The organism is Vibrio sp. 11-4(1) (assembly GCF_013048625.1).
Lineage (GTDB): Bacteria > Pseudomonadota > Gammaproteobacteria > Enterobacterales > Vibrionaceae > Vibrio > Vibrio diabolicus.
On sequence record NZ_VHSY01000007.1, the window covers coordinates 107,823 to 130,907 of the forward strand.

At 43.9% G+C, this 23,085-nt stretch carries 19 protein-coding genes; 10 read left to right on the plus strand and 9 right to left on the minus strand.

Going from position 1 to position 23,085, the window contains the following annotated elements; translation table 11 throughout:
- Positions 1–232: 232 nt before the first annotated feature.
- Complete coding sequence (locus FKN16_RS15345; RefSeq protein ID WP_170903057.1) at positions 233–1,006, plus strand: DUF1853 family protein; 774 nt, start codon at positions 233–235, stop codon at positions 1,004–1,006.
- 62 nt (positions 1,007–1,068) lie between these two features.
- On the opposite strand, the gene pgm is transcribed toward FKN16_RS15345, so the two are convergent.
- Both pgm and seqA read right to left on the minus strand, forming a co-directional pair.
- On the minus strand, positions 1,069–2,715 hold the full coding sequence (gene pgm, locus FKN16_RS15350) for a phosphoglucomutase (alpha-D-glucose-1,6-bisphosphate-dependent) (protein WP_012842047.1): 1,647 nt from the start codon (positions 2,713–2,715) through the stop codon (positions 1,069–1,071).
- Positions 2,716–2,807: 92 nt separating this feature from the next.
- A complete protein-coding gene (seqA, locus tag FKN16_RS15355; RefSeq protein WP_005393026.1) occupies positions 2,808–3,350 on the minus strand; it encodes a replication initiation negative regulator SeqA in 543 nt (180 codons plus the stop codon).
- A 92-nt stretch (positions 3,351–3,442) separates the two neighbouring features.
- Between seqA and FKN16_RS15360 the strand changes: the two genes are divergently transcribed.
- The 3 genes from FKN16_RS15360 to fldA all read left to right on the plus strand — a co-directional run bounded on the left by FKN16_RS15360 (position 3,443) and on the right by fldA (position 5,126).
- On the plus strand, positions 3,443–4,210 hold the full coding sequence (locus FKN16_RS15360; RefSeq protein WP_170903058.1) for an alpha/beta fold hydrolase: 768 nt from the start codon (positions 3,443–3,445) through the stop codon (positions 4,208–4,210).
- Between the two features lie 112 nt (positions 4,211–4,322).
- Complete coding sequence (locus FKN16_RS15365; RefSeq protein WP_005393038.1) at positions 4,323–4,544, plus strand: DUF2788 domain-containing protein; 222 nt, start codon at positions 4,323–4,325, stop codon at positions 4,542–4,544.
- Between the two features lie 48 nt (positions 4,545–4,592).
- A complete protein-coding gene (gene fldA / locus FKN16_RS15370) occupies positions 4,593–5,126 on the plus strand; it encodes a flavodoxin FldA (protein ID WP_005393040.1) in 534 nt (177 codons plus the stop codon).
- Between the two features lie 50 nt (positions 5,127–5,176).
- Here fldA and FKN16_RS15375 read toward each other — a convergent pair whose 3' ends face one another.
- Positions 5,177–5,680 (minus strand): DUF4442 domain-containing protein, encoded by a 504-nt coding sequence (locus tag FKN16_RS15375; RefSeq protein WP_005393042.1) that lies wholly within the window; start codon positions 5,678–5,680, stop codon positions 5,177–5,179.
- A 200-nt stretch (positions 5,681–5,880) separates the two neighbouring features.
- Between FKN16_RS15375 and fcrX the strand changes: the two genes are divergently transcribed.
- On the plus strand, positions 5,881–6,330 hold the full coding sequence (gene fcrX, locus FKN16_RS15380; protein WP_005382141.1) for a ferric iron uptake transcriptional regulator FcrX: 450 nt from the start codon (positions 5,881–5,883) through the stop codon (positions 6,328–6,330).
- Between the two features lie 291 nt (positions 6,331–6,621).
- On the opposite strand, the gene glnS is transcribed toward fcrX, so the two are convergent.
- Positions 6,622–8,292, minus strand: a complete 1,671-nt coding sequence (gene glnS, locus FKN16_RS15385) for a glutamine--tRNA ligase (RefSeq protein ID WP_005393044.1) — start codon at positions 8,290–8,292, stop codon at positions 6,622–6,624.
- Between the two features lie 235 nt (positions 8,293–8,527).
- Positions 8,528–10,099 (minus strand): N-acetylglucosamine-specific PTS transporter subunit IIBC, encoded by a 1,572-nt coding sequence (gene nagE / locus FKN16_RS15390; RefSeq protein WP_170903059.1) that lies wholly within the window; start codon positions 10,097–10,099, stop codon positions 8,528–8,530.
- A gap of 489 nt (positions 10,100–10,588) precedes the next feature.
- On the opposite strand from nagE, the gene nagA reads away from it, so the two are divergent.
- From nagA to asnB, 4 genes are all read left to right on the plus strand, one after another.
- Positions 10,589–11,725, plus strand: a complete 1,137-nt coding sequence (gene nagA, locus FKN16_RS15395; RefSeq protein ID WP_047009534.1) for an N-acetylglucosamine-6-phosphate deacetylase — start codon at positions 10,589–10,591, stop codon at positions 11,723–11,725.
- Between the two features lie 2 nt (positions 11,726–11,727).
- Positions 11,728–12,942, plus strand: coding sequence for an ROK family protein (locus tag FKN16_RS15400; protein WP_006742713.1), 1,215 nt, complete (start codon positions 11,728–11,730; stop codon positions 12,940–12,942).
- Between the two features lie 81 nt (positions 12,943–13,023).
- Positions 13,024–14,613 carry a cation:proton antiporter family protein gene (locus FKN16_RS15405; protein ID WP_104971389.1) on the plus strand — a complete coding sequence of 530 codons (1,590 nt, stop codon included), beginning with the start codon at positions 13,024–13,026 and terminating at the stop codon, positions 14,611–14,613.
- Positions 14,614–14,843: 230 nt separating this feature from the next.
- Positions 14,844–16,508 (plus strand): asparagine synthase B, encoded by a 1,665-nt coding sequence (asnB, locus tag FKN16_RS15410; RefSeq protein ID WP_170903060.1) that lies wholly within the window; start codon positions 14,844–14,846, stop codon positions 16,506–16,508.
- Positions 16,509–16,656: 148 nt separating this feature from the next.
- Here asnB and rfaH read toward each other — a convergent pair whose 3' ends face one another.
- Positions 16,657–17,157, minus strand: coding sequence for a transcription/translation regulatory transformer protein RfaH (rfaH, locus tag FKN16_RS15415; RefSeq protein ID WP_005393056.1), 501 nt, complete (start codon positions 17,155–17,157; stop codon positions 16,657–16,659).
- Positions 17,158–17,491: 334 nt separating this feature from the next.
- Here rfaH and FKN16_RS15420 point away from each other — a divergent pair, with 334 nt between their 5' ends.
- Positions 17,492–18,880, plus strand: a complete 1,389-nt coding sequence (locus FKN16_RS15420; protein WP_046874263.1) for a peptide MFS transporter — start codon at positions 17,492–17,494, stop codon at positions 18,878–18,880.
- A 43-nt stretch (positions 18,881–18,923) separates the two neighbouring features.
- On the opposite strand, the gene hemH is transcribed toward FKN16_RS15420, so the two are convergent.
- From hemH to htpG, 3 genes are all read right to left on the minus strand, one after another.
- Positions 18,924–19,886, minus strand: a complete 963-nt coding sequence (gene hemH / locus FKN16_RS15425; RefSeq protein WP_005393060.1) for a ferrochelatase — start codon at positions 19,884–19,886, stop codon at positions 18,924–18,926.
- A gap of 169 nt (positions 19,887–20,055) precedes the next feature.
- Positions 20,056–20,700 carry an adenylate kinase gene (gene adk, locus FKN16_RS15430; RefSeq protein ID WP_005393061.1) on the minus strand — a complete coding sequence of 215 codons (645 nt, stop codon included), beginning with the start codon at positions 20,698–20,700 and terminating at the stop codon, positions 20,056–20,058.
- A 321-nt stretch (positions 20,701–21,021) separates the two neighbouring features.
- Complete coding sequence (gene htpG / locus FKN16_RS15435; RefSeq protein WP_085343420.1) at positions 21,022–22,926, minus strand: molecular chaperone HtpG; 1,905 nt, start codon at positions 22,924–22,926, stop codon at positions 21,022–21,024.
- Positions 22,927–23,085 lie beyond the last annotated feature (159 nt).

Here is a 23,085-nt window from a genome sequence, read left to right on the forward strand (position 1 = left end):
TATTACTTCCAATTTCTAGCGCATGTAAACCTAAATAACCTCTCGATGAAATCAGACCGAGAGTGTGCAACCTAGTTGATACAACAACGTTTTGACATCTGGCACCTTGATATCATTTAGGTACTTAAAGTGTATCTCGAACCCTAATATCGATGCTAGCCACCCTACCCTCAAAAGCAAATTTAGTTACAATAACAAAGCTTGTCGCCTCACCATACATATAGGGATACGGATGAACCAACTGCAACGCTTTTACCAATGGATCGCCACTTCACCTCCTCTTTTCAAGTTACGCCCTCCGTTTGCAACCTTAGAAGATGTCTCGGTCAAACCTTTGAATAGCTCAGAACAATACAATGGTAATCCGAGATTGGGTTTTTTATATCAGCACCTATGCACTGCGGCTCTTTCTAATTCAGAACGATATCAGATTATTGCCGAAGAAATTCAGTTAAACGACGCTGAAGGTAAGACCATTGGCGCTGTCGATTTGGTATTGAGGAATATAGAATCAAATCAGATAGAACATTGGGAAGTGGCGATTAAGTTTTATCTTCTTTACAACGGCATTTGGTATGGCCCGAATGCTCACGACCAGTTACATGCAAAATTGGATAGAATGCTTACTCATCAGTTGAAAATGAGCGATCGCCCGGAATTTCAAAAAATAATTCCGTTAAACGACGCCCCACAAGAACGTCTATTGATGCAAGGACGACTCTATATTAATCCGTTTACTCCAGAGCCAACTCCTAGCGAGTGCTTGGGTTATGAACTAAATCCAAGTCAGATTAGTGGTTACTGGTGCTACCAGAGCCAATGGGAGTTAATCGGTAAGCCACTTTATCATTTACACAAACCATGCTGGGCGATTGGTACGGACGATTTCTCTCAACCCATTGAAAAACCTTCAGACCGATTTGTACATGCACAAACGGAGGACGGTCAATTCTGGTTTGTGGTACCGGATTCCTGGCCCGGAAACAACTCAGTTCAGGAATATTAAAACGCAAAAGGGTTGATGCTTGCACATCAACCCTTTGTTTTCTAAATCGACTATTGAATGGTTTACAGGCCGGCAGCTGCAAACACTTGATTAACGATCTCTTGTGCTTCTGCTTCGATTTGTTTTAGGTGCTCTTCACCTTTGAAGCTTTCACAGTAAATCTTGTAGATGTCCTCTGTGCCTGATGGACGAGCAGCAAACCAGCCGTTGGCAGTCGTTACTTTTAGACCACCGATTGCAGCACCATTACCAGGCGCATGCGTGAGACGAGCCGTAATTGGATCACCCGCTAGTGTTTCAGCCGCGACCATTTCTGGTGACAATTTCTTCAGTACGTCTTTTTGAGGGCCATTCGCTACAGCTTGAATACGGTTGTATTTCGACTCACCGTGTTTCGCCGCTAGCTCTTCATAGTAGTCTTGTGGGTTCTTACCCGTTACCGCAGTGATCTCTGCCGCTAGAAGACATAACAAGATGCCGTCTTTGTCTGTTGACCAAGGCGTACCATCTTTACGAAGAAAAGATGCCCCGGCACTTTCTTCGCCACCGAAGCCGAATTTACCAGTGTACAGACCATCAACAAACCATTTAAAGCCTACTGGTACTTCACATAGCTCACGACCTAGATCCGCAACAACACGGTCAATCAGTGCACTTGATACTAGTGTTTTACCAACCGCTACATCTTTACCCCATGCGTCACGATGGCGGTATAGGTAGTCGATACAAACGGCTAAGAAGTGATTCGGGTTCATCAAACCTTTTGGCGTAACGATACCGTGACGGTCGTAGTCAGGATCGTTACCAAATGCTAAATCGTATTCGTCTTTCAGTGCCAATAGACCCGCCATTGCGTAAGGAGAAGAACAGTCCATACGTACAACGCCGTCTTTATCGAGAGACATGAATTGGAAAGAAGGATCAATCGCTTCACTTACTAGCGTTAGGTCTAGGTTGTATGCCTGACCAATTTGACGCCAGTAATCGATGCCGCTGCCACCCAATGGATCTACACCAATCTTCAGATTTGCTTTTTGGATTGCTTCCATATCGATAACGTTCACCAGATCATCGATATAGGGTTTAACCAAGTCCATCTCCACAAACAGATCCGATGCTTTTGCTTCTGCTAGTGGTAAGCGTTTAACACCTTGTAAACCTTCGGCAATCAGTGCGTTCGCACGATCTTCGATAGCTTGAGTCAACTCAGCTTCTGCTGGACCACCGTGAGTCGGATTGTATTTGATACCGCCGTCTTGTGGTGGGTTATGAGATGGTGTAATCACAATACCGTCTGCTTTTTCATCGTGCTTGATGTTGTAAGTCAGAATTGCGTGCGAGATACCTGGTGTTGGCGTGTAGCCGTTATCCTGCTGTACGATGACTTTTACGCCATTCGCAATCAAAACTTCAATCACGCTAGAAAATGCAGGTTCAGACAAAGCATGCGTGTCTTTACCGACAAACAAAGGACCTGTGGTCCCTTGCTGGGCACGAACTTCTGCAACCGCTTGAGCAATAGCCAAAATGTGGTTTTCGTTAAATGTATGCTTATCAGCGGTACCACGGTGACCTGATGTGCCGAATTGAACCTTGTGATCGGGGTTCTTAGCATCAGGTTGAAGCAAGAAGTAATTGGCAACAAGTGCCGGAATATTATGAAGATCTTCCTGCTGCGCTTTTTGCCCAGCACGAGGGTGCATAGCCATGTTTGACATCCTTTCTTTAAATACAAATAAAATTAAAAAAGCCTCATAATATCCGCTAACTGCGACACATTATGAGGCTTCTATCAGGTTTCTTAGATTGAACCTGTTACTTTTTCTATTAAGTCAGGTTGGTACCCCATGTGTGTCATCACTTGTTCAACCATCTGTCTTTTACGACTGGTATTGTTGTTCGTGATAACCCAAAACGGTGTGCCAGGAATGGCTTTTGGCTTGGTCGTGTTGCCATTTGCCAACAAGGTTTCTTCATTATCTGCAAAGTACACGCGTTTGCGTCCCTTTACATTCGTAGCCTGCGCGAAACCTTCTGGATTTAATTTATGTAAGGTCGATAGTACTAACATAAAGCGATCAATCGCTTTTTTTAGACCGGCAAACTCATCAGAAATAAGCAGCGAACGCATTTCTTTCACTACATCAACAGATTCCGTTTTACCCGCATCTTTACTTACTACAATCCCTTGTGGCTTCTCTACTACAGGCGCGGCTTCAGCTTCCTGCAACTGACCATCAAGGTTTAAAAGGCGTCGCAAAATATCCGAGGCGCTTTCACCGATATGCTTAGTTTGGCTAGCAATGTAACGGTATAGATCCTCATCAACCTCAATTGTTTTCATTCGCTTTTCACATTCTCAATGTTTAAACTCTGGGGGATTATAACGAGATCCTCTCGGATACTCCACGTTAAACCCATCACGAATAAGATAAAATGTCAGCATTACTCAACTATAAGCAGGAAGGCCAAGGCCAAACAGTTGTTTTGATTCACGGATTGTTTGGTAGTTTAAGTAATCTGGGTCTACTAGCCCGCGATCTTATTAAAGATCACACGGTGATCAGTATTGATCTGAGAAATCACGGCCTCTCTTTTCACTCAAACATTCATAATTACGCCGACATGGCAAAAGATGTGGCACAACTCCTACAACACTTAAATGTTGATCCATCTATTATTATTGGGCATTCAATGGGTGGAAAGGTCGCGATGACACTGGTGGACATTGCTCCAGAGCTCGTCAAACAGTTGGTTGTACTCGACATGGCACCTGTCGCCTACACAGCGAACCGTCACGACAATGTGTTTAACGGTTTACACGCCGTAATTAACGAAAAGCCAGCAAGCCGTCAACAAGCGATGGATATCCTAGCTCAACATGTTGAGCTCGACGGTGTAAGACAATTTCTCTCTAAGTCACTATACAAAAATGGCGATAAAATGGACTGGCGGTTTAACGTACCGAGCCTTTTTGAGAATTACGCACAAATTATCGGCTGGCAGGAAATTGCCCCAACAGACATACCCACTCTGTTTGTTAAAGGTGGTGATTCCGATTACTTAATGCCAGAGCACCAACCTGCGGTGCAAAAACAGTTCAAACAAGCAAAAGCACATATTATCGCTAATACTGGCCACTGGCTTCACGCCGAAAAACCGGCTGAAGTAATGAGAGTCATTCGGAAATACATTTCGAGTTAACAAATTCGAAAAGCAACAATAGATTATTGAAATAACCCTTCTTGTAGTGCATTAACTTTACCGTTTAACAGTGGTATAGTGCGCCCAAGATTTTTCGGCATGAAGGGCTAAAATGCTTTACGACTATATGGATATGCTCGAGTCTATTGGGCTCGATCTTCTTTTTGCTGCTATCTTCTTTTTCATCGGGATGGCGATAAAAGATGTGCTAAAGCAAGGCAATGTACCTGTTTTTGGTCGTCGTATTGTGTGGTTAGTCCTTTTCCTAGGCTGTGCTGGCTTTATTGCAAAAGGTGTAATTCAGCTAACTTGGGAAGGCTCTGGGTTAGGTTAAACCCTTAGTACCATCGCCAATAACAAACAATGTAAAGGTATAGACTCTATGGCAAGTGTAGGTATCTTCTTCGGTAGCGACACAGGTAATACTGAAGCCGTTGCAAAGATGATTCAAAAGCAACTAGGTAAGCATCTAGTTCACGTTCAAGACATCGCGAAAAGCAGCAAAGAAGACATTGATAACTTCGATCTTCTTCTTCTAGGTATCCCAACTTGGTACTACGGCGAAGCACAATGTGATTGGGATGATTTCTTCCCTGAACTTGAGCAAATCGACTTCTCTACTAAGCTAGTGGCTATCTTTGGCTGTGGCGACCAAGAGGACTACGCAGAGTACTTCTGTGACGCGATGGGCACAGTACGTGATATCGTTGAGTCTAAAGGTGGCACAATTCTTGGCCATACTTCAACAGAAGGCTACGAATTTGAAGCGTCTAAAGCACTTGTTGAAGGTGACGACAGCCAATTCGTAGGTCTATGTATCGATGAAGACCGTCAACCGGAACTGACTGACGAACGTGTTGAGAACTGGGTTAAACAGATTTACGAAGAAATGTGTTTAGCTGAGCTTGAAGGCTAAATAAATCGAATTATACAAAGACCTCCGATTGGAGGTCTTTTTGTATATTTTCACAAAGCATCGGTGAGCACTTCCTCTTCGCGATACTGAGGTTTCTTTCTTACATAAAGCTTGCGTTGAACCTCTGAAACCACATTCCCCTGCTTATCTTTTACATGGGTAATAAATTCAGGAAAACACTTTTCTCCATTCCGTGTCATTTGATAAATGTTTTCTAGCATTCCTTCAGTGACCTCAAATTCTGCAAATAAATCACTTTGCCCTGGCTTAATAAAGTTAATACTCGCCTCTTTATCCCACACGTAATACTCCTCGCGTAGAATCCCCATCAGCATCAACGAGTAAATGGGATCAGTTAAAGAGAAAATACTGCCACCATACTGAGTACGATTGGCGTTTTTATTCCACCAGCGAAGTTTCAAACGCACCTTGACGGTACGAAAGTCTTCAGAAATATGTAAGATTTTAATACCAGCGCCCCAAAAAGGTGGCCAAATATTGAGTGCGAATTTTACAATTCCTGGTTTGTATATCTTCGCAAGTCGCTTATTCATCGCAGTCCGTGCCCTCTCTAAGCTCAATGTTACATAATTGTAACTGGTCAGATCTGTAATATAATCGACCTATTTCTAATTTACAAAAAGATTCTATTAACCCTTTGAAGTTCGTGGTTTAATGTTCTGAGCGCTTATCCTATAATGGTAGGAAGATTGAATTCTGTTAAATCGCTGCAGATGATCCAACGGGAAAGTATATGTCAGATAATAATCAGGCGCTGAAGGATGCGGGTTTAAAAGTAACCCTTCCAAGGCTAAAAATTCTAGAAGTACTTCAGCAGCCAGACTGCCAGCACATCAGTGCTGAAGATTTGTACAAAAAGTTGATTGATCTAGGTGAAGAGATTGGCCTAGCAACTGTTTACCGAGTTCTAAACCAATTCGATGATGCTGGTATTGTAACTCGTCACCACTTTGAAGGTGGTAAGTCAGTCTTCGAATTATCGACTCAACATCACCACGACCATCTAGTGTGCCTAGACTGTGGTGAGGTAATTGAATTTTCTGACGATCTTATTGAAGAACGTCAAAAAGAGATTGCAGCTAAGTACAATGTCACGCTAACAAACCACAGCTTATACTTGTACGGCAAGTGCAGTGATGGTGGTTGTAAAGACAATCCAGATGCACACAAACCAAAAAAATAACGGTTTGTTGATTTAAAATAAACGTCAGCTCATGCTGGCGTTTTTTGTTTCTGAGGGCGATATCTTTCAATAGCTGAATTGCCGTACCAACTTTTGTAAAGCGTCGATTAGACTTACCAATTCAAACCTTAATAAACATCATTGTTTTGCTTCCAAACCCCGAACATTTATCAAACGTCCCTCGTTCTTAAGCAACTCCCTACACTACCTATAACCGCCGCATTACGATAATGAGAATAAAAAAATGCCAGCATTTGCTGGCATTTCTATCGATTTTTGCATTAATCGAGATTATTGGTTCTCAATTTTTGCCCAAGTATCACGTAGGCCAACCGTGCGGTTGAATACTAGTTTATCTGCTGAAGAATCTTTCGAGTCTGCGCAGAAGTAACCCATACGCTCAAACTGGTAGCCTTTTTCTGCTTCTGCTGACGCTAAGCTAGGCTCTACAAAACCATTGATCACAACTAATGATTCAGGGTTGATTGTAGAAGCAAAGTCTTCTGCTGCACCCGGGTTTGGAACCGTAAATAGACGATCGTACAGACGGATTTCCGCTGGTAATGCTTTATCAGCTGATACCCAATGAATCACACCTTTTACTTTACGGCCATCAGCCGGGTTCTTACCTAGTGTGTCTGCATCGTAAGAACAGAAGATAGTCGTGATGTTGCCTTCGGCATCTTTTTCAACGCGCTCTGCTTTGATCACGTAAGCACCACGTAAGCGAACTTCTTTACCTAGCACTAAACGCTTGTACTTTTTGTTCGCCTCTTCACGGAAGTCTTCACGCTCAATCCACAACTCTCGAGTGAATGGTACTTCACGCACACCCATCTCTGGTTTGTTTGGGTGATTAGCAACCGTCAAGTTTTCTACTGCACCTTCTTCAAAGTTTTCGATAACAACTTTAACAGGATCCAGCACAGCCATTGCACGCGGAGCGTTCTCGTTTAGGTCATCACGAATACAAGATTCTAGTGAGCTAAACTCGATCATATTTTCTTGCTTCGTTACACCAATACGCTTACAGAACTCACGGATAGATGCTGGCGTGAAGCCACGACGACGCAGACCTGAGACTGTTGGCATACGTGGGTCATCCCAACCGTTAACCAGTTTTTCAGTGACGAGTTGATTAAGCTTACGCTTAGACATCACTGTGTACTCAAGGTTTAAGCGACTGAACTCGTATTGATGCGGACGGCTTTCGATCGTGATGTTGTCCAGAACCCAGTCGTACAGACGACGGTTATCCATAAACTCAAGCGTACAGATAGAGTGTGTAATGCCTTCTAATGCATCAGAGATACAGTGTGTGAAGTCGTACATTGGGTAAATGCACCACTTATCACCAGTTTGGTGGTGCGTAGCAAAACGCACACGGTATAAAACTGGATCGCGCATAACCATGAATGAAGAACCCATGTCAATCTTGGCACGAAGACACGCTTTACCTTCTTCAAATTCACCAGCGCGCATTTTTTCAAATAACGCTAAGTTCTCTTCAACAGAACGGTCACGGTATGGGCTTGGTTTACCTGGCGCCTTTAGCGTGCCACGGTATTCACGAATCTGCTCTGGACTTAGCTCATCTACGTACGCTAAGCCTTTGTTAATCAATTCAATTGCATATTCGTAAAGCTTATCGAAGTAGTTTGATGAGTAACATACTTCACCACTCCACTCAAAGCCCAACCAGTTTACATCTTTCTTGATAGACTCAACGTATTCGATGTCTTCTTTTTCAGGGTTCGTATCGTCGAAACGTAGATTACATTGACCCTGGTAGTCCTGAGCAATACCGAAGTTCAAACAGATAGACTTAGCATGACCGATATGCAGGTAGCCATTTGGCTCCGGCGGGAATCGAGTATGCACGCTAGTGTGTTTACCATCCGCTAGATCTTTATCAATGATCTGGCGAATAAAGTTTGATGGACGAGCATCAGCTTCACTCATCTATAGCACCTCAAAAATATTAGTATTGTCAGAGAAAACGGAACTCTGCATCCAAGTATGGTTTTGCAGAGTACATTGTTTCTAATGATCCACAATTCTAAGCAATTAGACAACAATAACTCGCGCTAAAACGACAATATTTATCGAGTTAGTGCGAAAGCACAGCAGATTCAAAGTGCCAAAACAAAAAAAGACCTCCCGAGGGAGGTCTTAGTCAGATATCAGTTCGATGTAATTAAGGCAGTTTTACATTCGATAGGTCTTCATTAGCACCGATTGCTTTCATTTCGCCAGCAACGATTTCAGCTAGAGGACCAAGGATAACTTGAAGGTTGTTTTCACCAAGTTTAACCACACCTTTCGCACCCAATTTCTTCAGTACTTCCTCATCAGCGACTGAACGATCTTTTAGCGTTAAGCGTAGTCGAGTGATACATGCGTCGATTGAAGTTAGGTTGTCATGACCGCCAAGTGCTTTTAAGTATTGGCGAGCTAGGTCACCACTTTTCTTCTCACCAGCAGGCGCTGCTGCTTCGCTGTCGTCATCTTCACGACCAGGCGATTTCAAGTTGAATGCGCGGATTGCGAAGCTGAATGTGAAGAAGTATAGAGCACCAAAGCCAAGACCAACTGCACCAAGTAGTAGCGGTTTAGTTGCTAGACCGTAGTTCAACAAGTAGTCAATTAGACCAGCTGAGAATGTGAAGCCGTGTAGCGTACCAAGCATGTTAGCAACAACTAGCGACAGACCAGTGAACACTGCGTGAATAGCGTATAGTGCAGGCGCTAGGAATACGAACATGAACTCTAGAGGCTCTGTGATACCAGTTAGGAATGAACAGAATGCAACAGAGAACAATGCACCACCAACTTGGCTGCGTTTCTCAGCAGGAGCCGCTAGGTACATAGCAAGCGCCGCACCAGGTAGACCGAACATCATTACTGGGAAGAAACCGTTCATGAACACACCAGCGCTCTTATCGCCGCCGAAGAAACGGTGTAGGTCACCAGATTTAACTGTTTCAGTTACTTCCTTCACTGTTGCAGTGATTTCAGGAGTGACAGAGTTAGCGAATTCAAATGTATGAGTTTGACCAGCCACAAGCGTTTTCGCTAGCACAGGATCCACACACAGTTGTTGTAGAGCAGGAAGCGCTTGACCCGCAGCATTTGCACCAGTTACTAGCACTTCTTGACAAGACCCCATACCAAACCAGAAGAATGAGTTAAGTACGTGGTGTAGACCTACAGGAATAAGGGCTCGGTTCAGTGTACCGTAGATAAACTGACCAATAGCGCCAGAAGTTGAGATGCCATGAGCAAGCGCATCTAGACCACCTTGAATTGTTGGCCATACAATGCCACCAACTGCACCAGCAACTAAAGCGAATAGACCTGCCATAATCGGCACTAAACGTTTACCAGAGAAGAAAGCAAGCCACTCAGGAAGACGTGTAGCATGGAAAGCGTTGTAAGAGTGGCCAGCAATAATACCTGCGATGATACCACCAAAGAACGACATGTTTACTGATGCATCAATTGTTGACGCTGTCGCTGTCAGTACAAAGTACGCAACTGCACCAGCAAGGCCAGCTGCACCTTGACCGTCTTTAGATAGACCGATCGCAATACCAAGGCCAAACAACAATGGAAGGTTAGAAAAGATTGAGTTACCTGCTTGTGCCATAAATGCGATGTCAAAAACATCCGGCTGGCCCAAGCGCAGTAACAAGCCTGCGATTGGCAAAGTCGCAATAGGAAGCATAAGAGCTTTACCTAACTTCTGCGCGTATCCGAGAATATTCACCTTAAGTTCCCCCTATAGGATTAGATGTTATGTTGAATGACTTATTTCAGTCGTCCAATTTAGTCATCCTCAGTTTATGACATTAATTTTGCTCCGCAAATTAAAAGCTCACCGTTTGTGATCATAATCACCACAATTTGCCCTTTCGGAAGGTTTTTGCTAGCGAGATCATAAAACTTATTTTATTATACGAAAAAATGGCGTTTTAAAGATAATATTCTCGCACTTTATGCAAGGCAGAATCAGTGTTATTTTGGTATCTAGGCGGGTAAATCACTGTAACTTTGCTCTGAAAAAGAATCATAAAAAACCATACAATTATTACTTTTCAGTTAGTTACTATGACAATAACATCGATAAAACGCGACTTGCTGTATGTGACTCGTTATCTAATTCAGTGATACAAACTAAGTACCCATATGACTAAAGCAGTCTCCACTTAGGTAACGATATAGAAATTGAATTCTCATCTATAAGGACTAGCTGACTATGTACGCGCTAAGTAACTGTAAAATTTATACCGGTAGTGATGTTCTTACCGATCATGCGGTCATCATCGAAAACGACCTTATTCAATCTATTGTGCCGGTTGCAGAGCTACCTCAGGGCATCGAAGTGAAAGACCTCGCAGGCGCAAACCTAAGTCCGGGCTTTATCGACCTACAACTGAATGGCTGTGGCGGTGTAATGCTAAACGATGCAATCACACCGGAAACCATGCAAATCATGCACGAAGCAAACCTCAAGTCCGGCTGTACTAGCTTCTTACCAACGCTCATTACTTCATCAGACGAAGATATGCGAACTGCAATTTCTGCCGCTCGTGAATATCATAACCAATATCAAAACCAATCACTTGGTCTACACCTAGAAGGCCCTTATCTTAACGTCGCGAAAAAAGGTATCCACAACGTCGATTTTATTCGCCCGTCAGATGAAAGCATGATTGATCTGATCTGCGCAAACGCCGACATCATCGCTAAAGTAACGCTTGCACCAGAGCAAAACGATCCAGAGCATATTGCACGATTAAAAGCAGCCGGCATCGTAGTTTCTATTGGTCATACGAATGCGACCTACGCCGAAGCGCGTAAAGGCTTTGAAGCAGGTATTACTTTTGCCACACACCTATTTAATGCGATGACACCTATGGTTGGTCGTGAACCTGGAGTTGTTGGTGCAATTTATGATACGCCTGACGTTTATGCTGGCATTATTGCTGATGGTTTCCACGTAGACTACGCAAACATCCGAATTGCTCATAAAATCAAAGGTGAAAAGCTTGTTTTGGTGACGGATGCCACAGCTCCAGCAGGTGCTAACATTGATCACTTTATTTTTGTCGGTAAGAAAGTATATTACCGAGATGGTAAGTGTGTTGATGAAAACGGCACACTAGGCGGCTCAGCTTTGACAATGATAGAAGCAGTTCAGAATTCAGTTGAGCACGCGGGGATCGCTTTAGACGAAGCTCTACGAATGGCCACGTTATACCCAGCAACTGCAATTGGTGTTGAGGATCGTCTTGGCCGAGTTCGAAAAGGGATGGTTGCAAACCTAACCATTTTCGATCGTGACTTCAAAGTAAAAGCGACGGTTGTTAACGGACAATACGAGCAAAATTAAGCATGAATGGCGGACAGATTGGTAATGTAGATTTAGTAAAACAGCTTAACAGCGCTGCGGTATATAGGCTGATTGATCAGCAAGGTCCTATCTCCCGTATTCAAGTCGCAGATGTGAGCCAGCTCGCACCTGCTAGTGTTACCAAAATAACCCGCCAACTTTTAGAGCGCGGCCTTATTAAAGAGGTCGCCCAGCAAGCTTCAACTGGTGGTCGTCGTGCAATCTCTCTGACCACCGAAGTCAAACCCTTCCACTCTATTGCGGTTCGTTTAGGTCGAGATTACGTACAATTTTGTTTGTACGATTTAGGTGGCACTGCACTTGCGGAAGATCAACACGAACTGCATTACACCAACCAAGCTGACTTGATCGCTGGGCTTATCGATTTACTTAAAGACTTCGTAAACCGTTGCGAAGACAAAATTGATCAGCTCATCGCAATTGGTATTACGCTACCGGGCCTTGTAAACCCAACAACAGGCGTAGTTGAGTACATGCCGAATACCGATATCGATAATCTGGCGCTGGGTGAAATTGTTGGAGAGAAGTTTAATACCGCATGCTTTGTTGGGAATGACGTACGTGGCATGGCGTTAGCGGAGCACTACTTTGGGGCAAGCCAAGACTGTCAGGACTCCATTTTAGTTAGCGTTCACCGCGGTACTGGCGCAGGTATTATCGTTAACGGCCAGGTTTTTCTTGGCTTTAACCGCAACGTCGGTGAAATTGGTCATATTCAAATCGATCCGCTTGGTGAACAGTGCCAATGTGGGAACTTTGGTTGCTTAGAAACCGTAGCAGCGAACCCAGCCATTATCCAACGAGTAAAACAACTGATTGCTCAAGGCTATGAGTCAAGCTTGACTGACCTTGAAAACATCACGATTGAAGCAGTGTGTCAGCATGCAATGGATGGTGACGAACTTGCAAAGCAGAGTTTAGTGCGAGTGGGTAACCAGTTAGGTAAAGCGATTGCAATTACCGTTAACTTGTTTAACCCTCAGAAAATTGTCATTGCGGGCGACATTACTGCTGCACAAGACATAGTCTTCCCTGCAATTCAACGTAATGTCGAAAATCAATCTCTCAAAACTTTCCATAACGACCTTCCTATCGTGGCTTCACACATTGATAAGCAGCCAACGATGGGCGCATTTGCGATGATTAAACGCGCAATGCTAAACGGAGTTTTGTTACAAAAGTTACTTGAAGACTAAGTTTATACAACTAATTGAGTTACAATCTCGGGCTGTGTTTTCACAGCCCGTTTTTGTATATCAGGAATACAGCTCAACAGTATGGAAATTATTCTAATTACAACAGCTTTTTTAGCTGGCTTTATTGCGCTTAAATGTAGCCTCCCTCCCCTCGTTGGTTTTCTACTGGCAGGATTTGGTTTGCATGCATTTGGCTATCAAAGCAATGACGTTATCGTCACTCTTGCAGATCTTGGTGTCACTCTTCTTCTATTCACGATCGGACTCAAGCTTGATGTCAAAACGCTACTGTCCAAAGAAATATGGGGAGGAGCGACCGCCCACAACATACTGTCTACCGCTTTTTTTGCACTAGCGCTATCAGGTTTAAAACTACTGGGCTTAACTTCGCTCGCCAGTATGGATAGCGGTCAAATCCTACTTTTAGCTTTTGCACTATCGTTCTCCAGTACCGTTTTTGCCGTAAAAGCATTGCAAGAAAAAGGGGAAATGAACGCGACCTACGGCACACTCGCGATCGGTATCTTGGTTATGCAAGATATTTTTGCCGTGGTATTCCTGACTGCTTCAACCGGCAAAGTCCCAGAATGGTATGCCATTGGTTTGTTCGCATTGCCTTTCCTTCGTCCACTATTCTATAAACTGTTAGATAAAGTTGGCCACGGCGAAATGCTGGTGCTGTTCGGTATTTTCTTCGCGCTTGTTGTTGGGGCAGGGCTATTCGAACTGGTCGGAATGAAACCAGACTTGGGCGCGCTGATTTTAGGCATGCTACTCGCTGGCCACCCTAAAGCTTCAGAGCTATCCAAATCGCTATTCAATATGAAGGAGCTGTTCTTAGTCTGCTTCTTTTTAAACATTGGCTTGTCCGCTTCATTGAGCGTCAATGGCGTCGTACTCGCCCTACTATTTATCTTACTGCTGCCAATAAAAGGGCTCTTGTACTTCGTCACGATTAATCACTTTAAGTTTCGAGTACGTACCTCTTTGCTCGCCTCTTTATCGCTGTTCAACTACAGTGAGTTTGGCCTTATAGTCGCAGGGTTGGCCTATAAAATGGGCTGGATGCCAAGCGATATGCTCGCTGCGATTGCGGTTGCGGTGTCTGTGTCCTTTATTATTTCTGCGCCACTTAACCGCCTTAGCCACAAAATTTATCAACACTCCGGCAAGTGGCTGCAAGAGACAGCCGCAGAAAAGCTTAACCAGCGTGACCAACTCATTAACCCTGGGCATGCCCAGGTATTGATCTTAGGCATGGGGCGCATCGGGACTGGGGCCTATGATGAATTACGTGCGCGCTATGGCAAAATTTCACTAGGCATAGAAATTCGTGAAGATGCAGCACATCAGCACCGTTCAGAGGGAAGAAACGTGATCGCTGGCGATGCCACAGACCCAGATTTTTGGGAACGAATTTTAGATACAGGTCATGTCAAACTGGTGCTGCTTGCCATGCCTCATCATCAAGGTAACCAAACCGCACTTGAGCAGCTTAAACGCAGAAAATATAAAGGGCAAATAGCTGCTATCGCCGAGTACCCAGATCAGTTGGAAGGTTTGCTGGACAGCGGAGTTGACGCCGCATTCAATATATACAGTGAAGCAGGTAGCGGTTTTGCTCGACATGTGTGTAAACAACTTGAACCTCAGTTCACACCAATAAAATAAGCAACCATACTAATATTTTTTAAAAGCCTTTCTATCAATAGAAAGGTTTTTTTGTATGGTTTTCATACCAAACCTTGATTCCATTCACCAAATGAGCCATTAAATTAAATAATATTTACACAACAAGGCTTTTTATCATTTTTATAATCACAAAACGTTGCTTTTTTTACTAGTAATGGCAAATTGAAGCCATACCGATTAGAAATTATTTAGTTTAGTAAGGATGTAGTATGTGTTCAGTATTTGGCATTTTAGACATTAAAAGCGATGCAGCCGCATTGCGCCCTATCGCATTAGAAATGTCGAAAAAACTTCGTCATCGTGGCCCTGACTGGTCTGGGATTTACTCTTCAGAGCGCGCTATTTTAGCGCATGAGCGCTTGGCGATTGTTGGTCTAAATAGTGGTGCACAACCGCTATACAGCCCTGATAAAAAGCTCATCCTTGCAGTCAATGGTGAAATCTACAACCATAAAGAAATTCGTGCTCGTTACGAAGGAAAATACGAGTTTCAAACCGATTCAGACTGTGAAGTCATTCTTGCACTGTACCAAGATATGGGTGCAGATCTCCTTGAAGAACTAAACGGTATTTTCGCTTTTGTTCTGTACGATGAAGAAAAAGACGAATACTTAGTCGGTCGCGACCACATTGGCATTATCCCTCTTTATCAAGGTCATGATGAGCATGGCAACTACTATGTTGCATCAGAGATGAAGGCACTTGTTCCAGTATGTAAAACAGTGAGCGAGTTCCCTCCTGGTAGCTACTACAGTTCAAAAGATGCCGAGCCAACGCGTTACTATGTTCGTGACTGGAACGAATACGCTGCCGTTCAAGGTAACACCACCAGCAAAGAAGAACTGACTGAAGCACTAGAAGCAGCGGTTAAACGCCAACTAATGACGGATGTTCCATATGGTGTTTTACTATCAGGTGGTTTAGATTCATCCATCACCTCTGCTGTGGCTAAACGTTTTGCTGCAATGCGAATTGAAGACGATGAAAAGTCAGAAGCTTGGTGGCCACAACTGCACTCTTTTGCTGTGGGTCTAGAAGGCGCGCCTGACCTGAAAGCCGCTCGCGAAGTTGCCGACCAAATCGGTACCGTTCACCATGAAATGACTTATACAATTCAAGAAGGTCTCGACGCGATTCGCGACGTGATTTACCACATCGAAACGTACGATGTGACCACCATCCGCGCATCCACACCTATGTTCTTAATGGGTCGCAAAATCAAAGCGATGGGCATTAAGATGGTACTTTCTGGTGAAGGTGCAGATGAGATCTTTGGTGGTTACCTATATTTCCACAAAGCACCAAACGCGAAAGAGTTCCACGAAGAAACAGTACGTAAGCTGCTTGCTCTGAACATGTTTGACTGCGCGCGCGCAAACAAATCGCTAGCGGCATGGGGGGTTGAAGGCCGAGTACCATTCCTTGATAAAGAGTTTATTGATGTTGCAATGCGCCTAAACCCAGAAGATAAGATGTGTGGCAACGGCAAAATGGAAAAACACATTCTACGCGAGTGTTTTGAGCATTACTTGCCAGAGTCGATCGCATGGCGTCAAAAAGAACAGTTCTCTGATGGCGTAGGTTACAGCTGGATTGATACGTTGAAAGAAGTCGCAGAGCAAAAAGTGACAGATCAGCAGATGGAGACGGCTCAATACCGCTTCCCATACAACACGCCAACCACAAAAGAAGGTTACGTGTACCGAGAAATCTTTGAAGAGCTGTTCCCACTACCTTCAGCGGCTGAGTGTGTGCCAGGTGGTCCTTCAGTAGCTTGTTCATCAGCGAAAGCGATTGAATGGGATGAGTCATTCCAAAACTGTGTAGACCCGTCAGGTCGTGCGGTGCAAACCGTCCATAACGACGCTTACTAAGCGACTAAGTAGGGTGTCATGCCCTACTCCTAATCGGTAACCATCGTTGTTTTGCTAAGCTCGCTAAACAGCGTCCCACTGCTGGTGATTACCAGCAAGATTAAAAAAGAGGTGCCAAAGCACCTCTTTTTTTGTTTGTACACATTAGCTATTTCAAGTCTAAATCGCTGTTATCAATACTGACAGGCACTCGTTTAGTGATCATCTGCACTAACATGATTGAGCGTTTCTCACCATCTTGCTCTTGGAAGATAGCATCTATACCTGCAAACTGACCGCTCTTAACTCGGATTTGATCACCTGGTTTTGGCATACACTCAGAAGCGGTATTTTCATTACAGCATTTTTCTAGCTGCATCAATTCAAAGACTAAGTCACCTTGGACTTCTTTCGGTTGAGCACCAAAACGCACAAAATCAACAACCCCTCGAGTGGAGCGGACTGAGGTGAAGTTAGGTCCCTGTTCATAATCAAAGTACGCAAACACATAACAAGGAAACAGCGGCTCTTCGACTTTTTGTCTTTTCCCGCGCAAAATCTTCTCAACTTCTACAGTTGGATAAAAGCACTCTACACCTTGGTTTTCAAGGTGCTGTTTCGCCCTAACCTGCTCCCCACGTTTACAATAAAGTAGATACCAACGTTTCATCTTTTTTACTAGCCAATTCTATTTTGTTTTTATCCTAGCATTAAGCCCAAGTTGAGTCATTGACATTCAGTTTATCTATAAAAGTATGATTATACATCGCTCGCATTAACAGTATCTTTTCAAGAGCTTACGAGAAGAAGTCCATAGACAAAAATGGAAATTAAGTTTGTAGCACAGCCAACGCGCCATCATATCATCTGCAAATCCACTCAAAAACAGTCACTTAACAAACAACTTTAGTCGTAAGGCAAAATTTTATTGTTTGTCACTCATTAAATTGCAATGTATACGTAGAAGTCGTTAAAAAATGTAATAACTATTATTAGAAGAGCTTATGTCAAACCAACATCAATATTTCGGCCATCCTCGTGGCTTGTTCTTATTGTTCGGTACTGAACTGTGGGAACGCTTTTCTTACTACGCAATGCGCGCCATTCTAGTACTTTACCTTACAGATACAACGATGAATGGCGGCCTTGGCTGGTCAACCAAAGACGCACTAGACCTATACGGTATTTATACTGGTCTTGTGTATATCACACCTCTCATCGGAGGTTACTTAGCGGATAACTATCTAGGTCAACGCCGTTCAATTTTGCTTGGTGGCGCGTTAATGGCTATCGGCCAGTTTACACTCGCACTTCCTGCTGACGCTCTGGGTATTGGTTCGCTACACAGTTTCTATTTAGGTCTTGGTCTGCTTATCACTGGTAACGGCCTCTTTAAGCCGAATATCTCAACCATGGTTGGCGATTTATATAAAGAGGGTGACAACCGTCGTGACGGCGCATTCACTATCTTTTATATGGGTATCAACTTAGGTGCGTTACTTGCCGGCGTCGTTTCTGGCTCTGTGACAACCTCTTACGGTTGGAAAGCAGGTTTTGTGGCCGCTGGTGTGGGTATGCTGGTTAGCCTAGTGATGCAAATGGTACTGGCTCAATCATGGCTTGGTGACATTGGCCGCGAACCGGCGGCGAAACGAGATCTAAACAACAAAAACTCAACCACGAAGCAGCCACTCACCAAAGAAGAAGTGAATCGACTAAAAGTAATTCTGGTCATGAGCTTATTCACTATTGTCTTCTGGGCAGGCTTTGAACAAGCTGGTGGTCTGATGAACATCTACACTCAACAATATACTGATCGCATGATTGGTGGTTTTGAAGTTCCTGCTGCGTGGTTCCAATCACTAAACCCATTTTTCATTATTACTCTAGCGCCAGTTCTGGCTGTCCTTTGGGTAAAATTAGGTAAACGCGAACCTACGTCGCCAGTGAAATTTGCGATGGCACTATTTTTCTTGGCAATTGGCTTCCTATGTATGGTTGGCGCTGTGCTAGAACAAGGTGGAGACACAACGGTAAAAACATCAATGTTGTGGCTGGTGGGTGCTTTCTTCTTCCATACATTGGGCGAACTGTGCTTATCTCCAATTGGTCTTTCACTGGTGACCAAGTTAGCACCGCTTCGCTTAGCTTCACTCATGATGGGTGCATGGTTTGGCTGTAATGCGATTGCAAACTACGTTGCGGGCTATGTGGGATCTCACGTAGGCGAATTGGGCGCAATGGCTATCTTTAGTGGCATTGCCGTCAGCGCTACCGTGAGTGGTGTCATCCTACTTCTATTCTCGAATACGCTCGTTCGCTGGATGCATGGTGCAGAGAATACTCACAGCACAGCAGAACAAGTCGAAGAGCAGCAAGTACAAGTCGCTTAATCGCTCTACAAAAAAGGGTCGCTTTTGCGACCCTTTTTTGTATCTAAAGCTTAGAGTGAACTAACTCAGCCATCATTTCTATATGAAGCTCACTATCGTTCAAACAAGGAATGTAGGTAAAGTTTTCACCACCTGCTTCAAGGAAAATCTCTTTACACTCTTCCGAGATTTCTTCCAACGTTTCTAAACAATCCGAAGAGAATGCTGGTGTCACTACATTGATATTTTTTACCCCTTTTGCAGGAAGTGCCTCTAGGGTTTTATCGGTATAGGGCTGTAACCACTCTTCTCGGCCAAATCGAGACTGATACGTCATACCTATCTGTTGCTCGTTTAACCCTAACGCTTCAGCGAGTAAGCGAGTCGTCTCTTCACAGTGCTGAGGGTAAACATCTCCATTATCAGCGTAACGTTTTGGAATACCGTGATAAGAACATAGCAAGTAGTCTCCCTTACCATACTCTTGCCAATGTTCACGAACTGAATGCGCTAACGCTTCAATGTATTTCGGGTGATTGTAGTAATCCCGAATAAAGCTAAAGCCCGGCATCACGGGCAGGTTTTTAAACGCTTTAGTGATTCCGTCAGAAACCGCTGCCGTTGTTGTGCCCGAGTATTGCGGATATAAAGGTAAAACGATGACTTCCTCTACCCCTTGGGCCAACAGCGCTTCAAAACCTGATTGCAAACTTGGATTTCCATAAGTCATGCCAAGTTCGACTGGCATATCAAGCTTTTGAGCCAACTTTTCTGTTTGACGCTTAGAGTACACCATCAGTGGCGAGCCCTCTTCCATCCAAACTGATTGGTAGAGTTTAGCAACCTTGGGAGCTCGGATTGGAAGGATAACGCCGTGCAATAGCGGACACCAAAGCCATCGAGTCATGTCTACCACTCGGTGATCATGAAGAAACTGACTTAAAAAGCGCTTTACGGCAGGAGCAGTTGGTGCGTCAGGAGTACCCAGGTTCACTAGGAGTACACCCTGTTTATTATTCTCTTTCATAACATCCTATTCATGGTAAACGGCTTAGTTCATATACTTAAACAGCCTCATAGTGCTGCATCGCTGCAGCTTGAAGTTATTTAGATATATGTTTACGAGCAAACTAAAAAAAGCGACCACTTGGATCGCTTTCAATATATCAAAATATTAAATTTTTGACTTCAGCAAATTAAGAGAGTGCTTTCTCGATATCTGCACTAACTTCAGCTACTTGCTTAGTACCATCAAACTTAAGGTACTTAGTGTTGCCTGCTTCAGCTTCTTTACCGTAGTAGTTGATTAGTGGTGCAGTTTGCTCGTGGTAAACACCTAGACGTGCACGTACTGTTTCTTCTTTGTCGTCATCACGAACAACAAGATCTTCACCAGTTACGTCATCTTTACCTTCCACTTTAGGTGGGTTGTAAACAACGTGGTAAGTACGACCAGAAGGAAGGTGAGCACGACGACCTGCCATACGCTCAACAATCACATCATCTGCAACGTCAAATTCGATAACGTAGTCTACATCAACGCCCATTTCTTTTAGGCCGTCAGCTTGAGGAATAGTACGTGGGAAACCATCCAGTAGGAAACCGTTTGCACAGTCTTCTTGAGCGATACGCTCTTTGATAAGGCCAAGGATGATTTCATCAGAAACTAGCTGACCAGCGTCGATAACAGCTTTAGCTTGTTTACCAAGCTCTGTACCTGCTTTGATAGCAGCACGAAGCATATCACCAGTAGAGATTTGTGGAATACCGTATTTTTCCATGATGAAGTTTGCTTGTGTGCCTTTACCTGCACCTGGAGCACCTAGAAGAATGATGCGCATGATTTATCCTCTTTAATATTTAAGATTTATACCGAAGCTCACAATAGCTGGGCTTCTTAGACACCAAACCCGAGAAGCACTCGCAACGATAAGTTTCGGTATAACGTATATAGGCGAGCAAAAATACACGCCTTATTACTCACATTCAAGTCGCAGATTCTATCACAGGTTCGCCGCGCAAAGAGTGTATTAAGACTAAAGAATGTTAACGATACCCTCTTTCACGCCCTATTGATTATTAACTCAACACCTGAGATGCAAAATTTTGCGACAACAAACAAAAAGCTCGCGAAATGCGAGCTTTTTGATGTACTGAGGTTATTACACCTTAGTCAAAAGTTTATTAACAGCTCCTAAGAACTCCGTTGGGTCCTCAATTGAGCCTCGCTCTGCAAGCATTGCTTGACCAAGCAGGACTTCTACCCAACGACCAAATGCCTCTTCATCCGCTTCGTCAGCCATGCGCTTAACCAGCTCGTGCTCAGGGTTTAGCTCAAAGATGTACTTCACTTCTGGCACTGCCTGACCCGCCGCTGCAAGAAGCTTCGCCATTTGAGTGCCCATTTCGTAATCGTCCGTTACCACAACAGCAGGTGTAGACGCGAGTTTAAAGGTCGTACGAACTTCTTTCACACGATCGCCTAGGTAAGACTTCGTGCGTTCTACAACCGACTTAAACTCTTCTTCAGTTTCTTTCTGCTTCTCTTTTTCTGCTTCATCTTCAAACTGACTTAGATCGAGCCCAGCTTTTGTGATTGACTGGAACTGCTTGCCGTCAAACTCAGTTAAGTAGTTCATCAGCCACTCATCAATGCGGTCGTACATCAAGATAACTTCAATGCCTTTCGCTTTGAACTGCTCTAAGTGAGGGCTGTTTTTCGCAGCTGCATAGCTGTCTGCCGTCAAGTAGTAGATCTTATCTTGACCTTCTTTCATGCGCTCAACGTAAGCAGCTAGACCCACGGTTTGCTCCGCAGAATCCACTTCAGTTGAAGCAAAGCGCAATAGGCCTGCAACTTTCTCTTTGTTTGCGAAGTCTTCTGCCGGACCCTCTTTCATCACAAGACCAAACTCTTTCCAGAATGATTTGTATTTCTCTTCATCATTCTTAGCCATGCGCTCTAACATCGTTAGCACACGCTTAGTACAAGCATTACGTAGAGACTGAGTCACTTTGTTATCTTGTAAGATCTCACGCGATACGTTGAGTGGCAGATCATTGGAGTCTATTAAACCACGTACAAAACGTAGGTAAGACGGCATGAACTGCTCTGCATCGTCCATAATGAACACGCGTTGTACGTACAGTTTCAAGCCTGATTTGTGGTCGCGGTTCATCATATCCCATGGCGCTTTAGATGGGATGTAAAGCAAGCTCGTGTAATCGTTTTTACCTTCTACACGGTTATGGCTCCAAACCAATGGATCGGCAAAGTCATGTGATACGTGCTTGTAGAACTCTTGATACTCTTCATCTGAGATATCCGATTTATTACGCGTCCACAGTGCTTGAGCTTTGTTGATTTGCTCCCACTTCTTCTCATCCGTTTCTTTGCCTTCGTCATCACGAACAACAGTTTGGATTGAAACTGGGATGCCAATGTGATCCGAGTACTTACTGATCACATCACGTAGACGCCATTCATTTAGGAATTCTTTACCTTCTTCACGCATATGAAGAATGATGTCAGTACCACGCGATTCTTTAGTGATGTTTTCGATGGTGTACTCACCTTCACCGGCTGAGTGCCATTGTACTGCTTCATCAGCGGCTAGGCCCGCAGCACGAGTACGTACGGTGACGGCATCAGCAACGATAAACGCCGAGTAGAAACCAACACCAAACTGACCAATAAGCTGAGAGTCTTTGCTCTGCTCTTCAGACAGTTTCGAGAAAAACTCCGCGGTCCCGGATTTTGCAATCGTACCTAAGTGCTCGATCACATCATCGCGGCTCATACCGATACCGTTATCAGAAATGGTTAAGGTATTTGCGCTTTCATCAAACGACAGTTTCACGCAAAGGTCTGCATTACCTTCATATAAGTCTGGGTTAGAGAGCGCTTGGAAGCGCAGCTTGTCCGATGCATCTGATGCGTTAGAAATCAGCTCGCGCAAAAAGATCTCTTTATTTGAATAAAGAGAATGGATCATTAAATGCAGTAGTTGTTTTACTTCTGATTGAAAACCACGAGTTTCTTTGTTTTGAGATACGGTTTCGCTCATGTGTGCTCCATAACATCTAAACTAATTGGCTTTTTCATGGAGATAAGTTTGTGACTTTCCCCTTGAAATTACCTTACTGAGATGTCATTTAACATGTGGCTGACAAATGTAAATTCAAGGTCAATATTGCTAAAAACGGTGTTTTTTTAGAAAAATTTA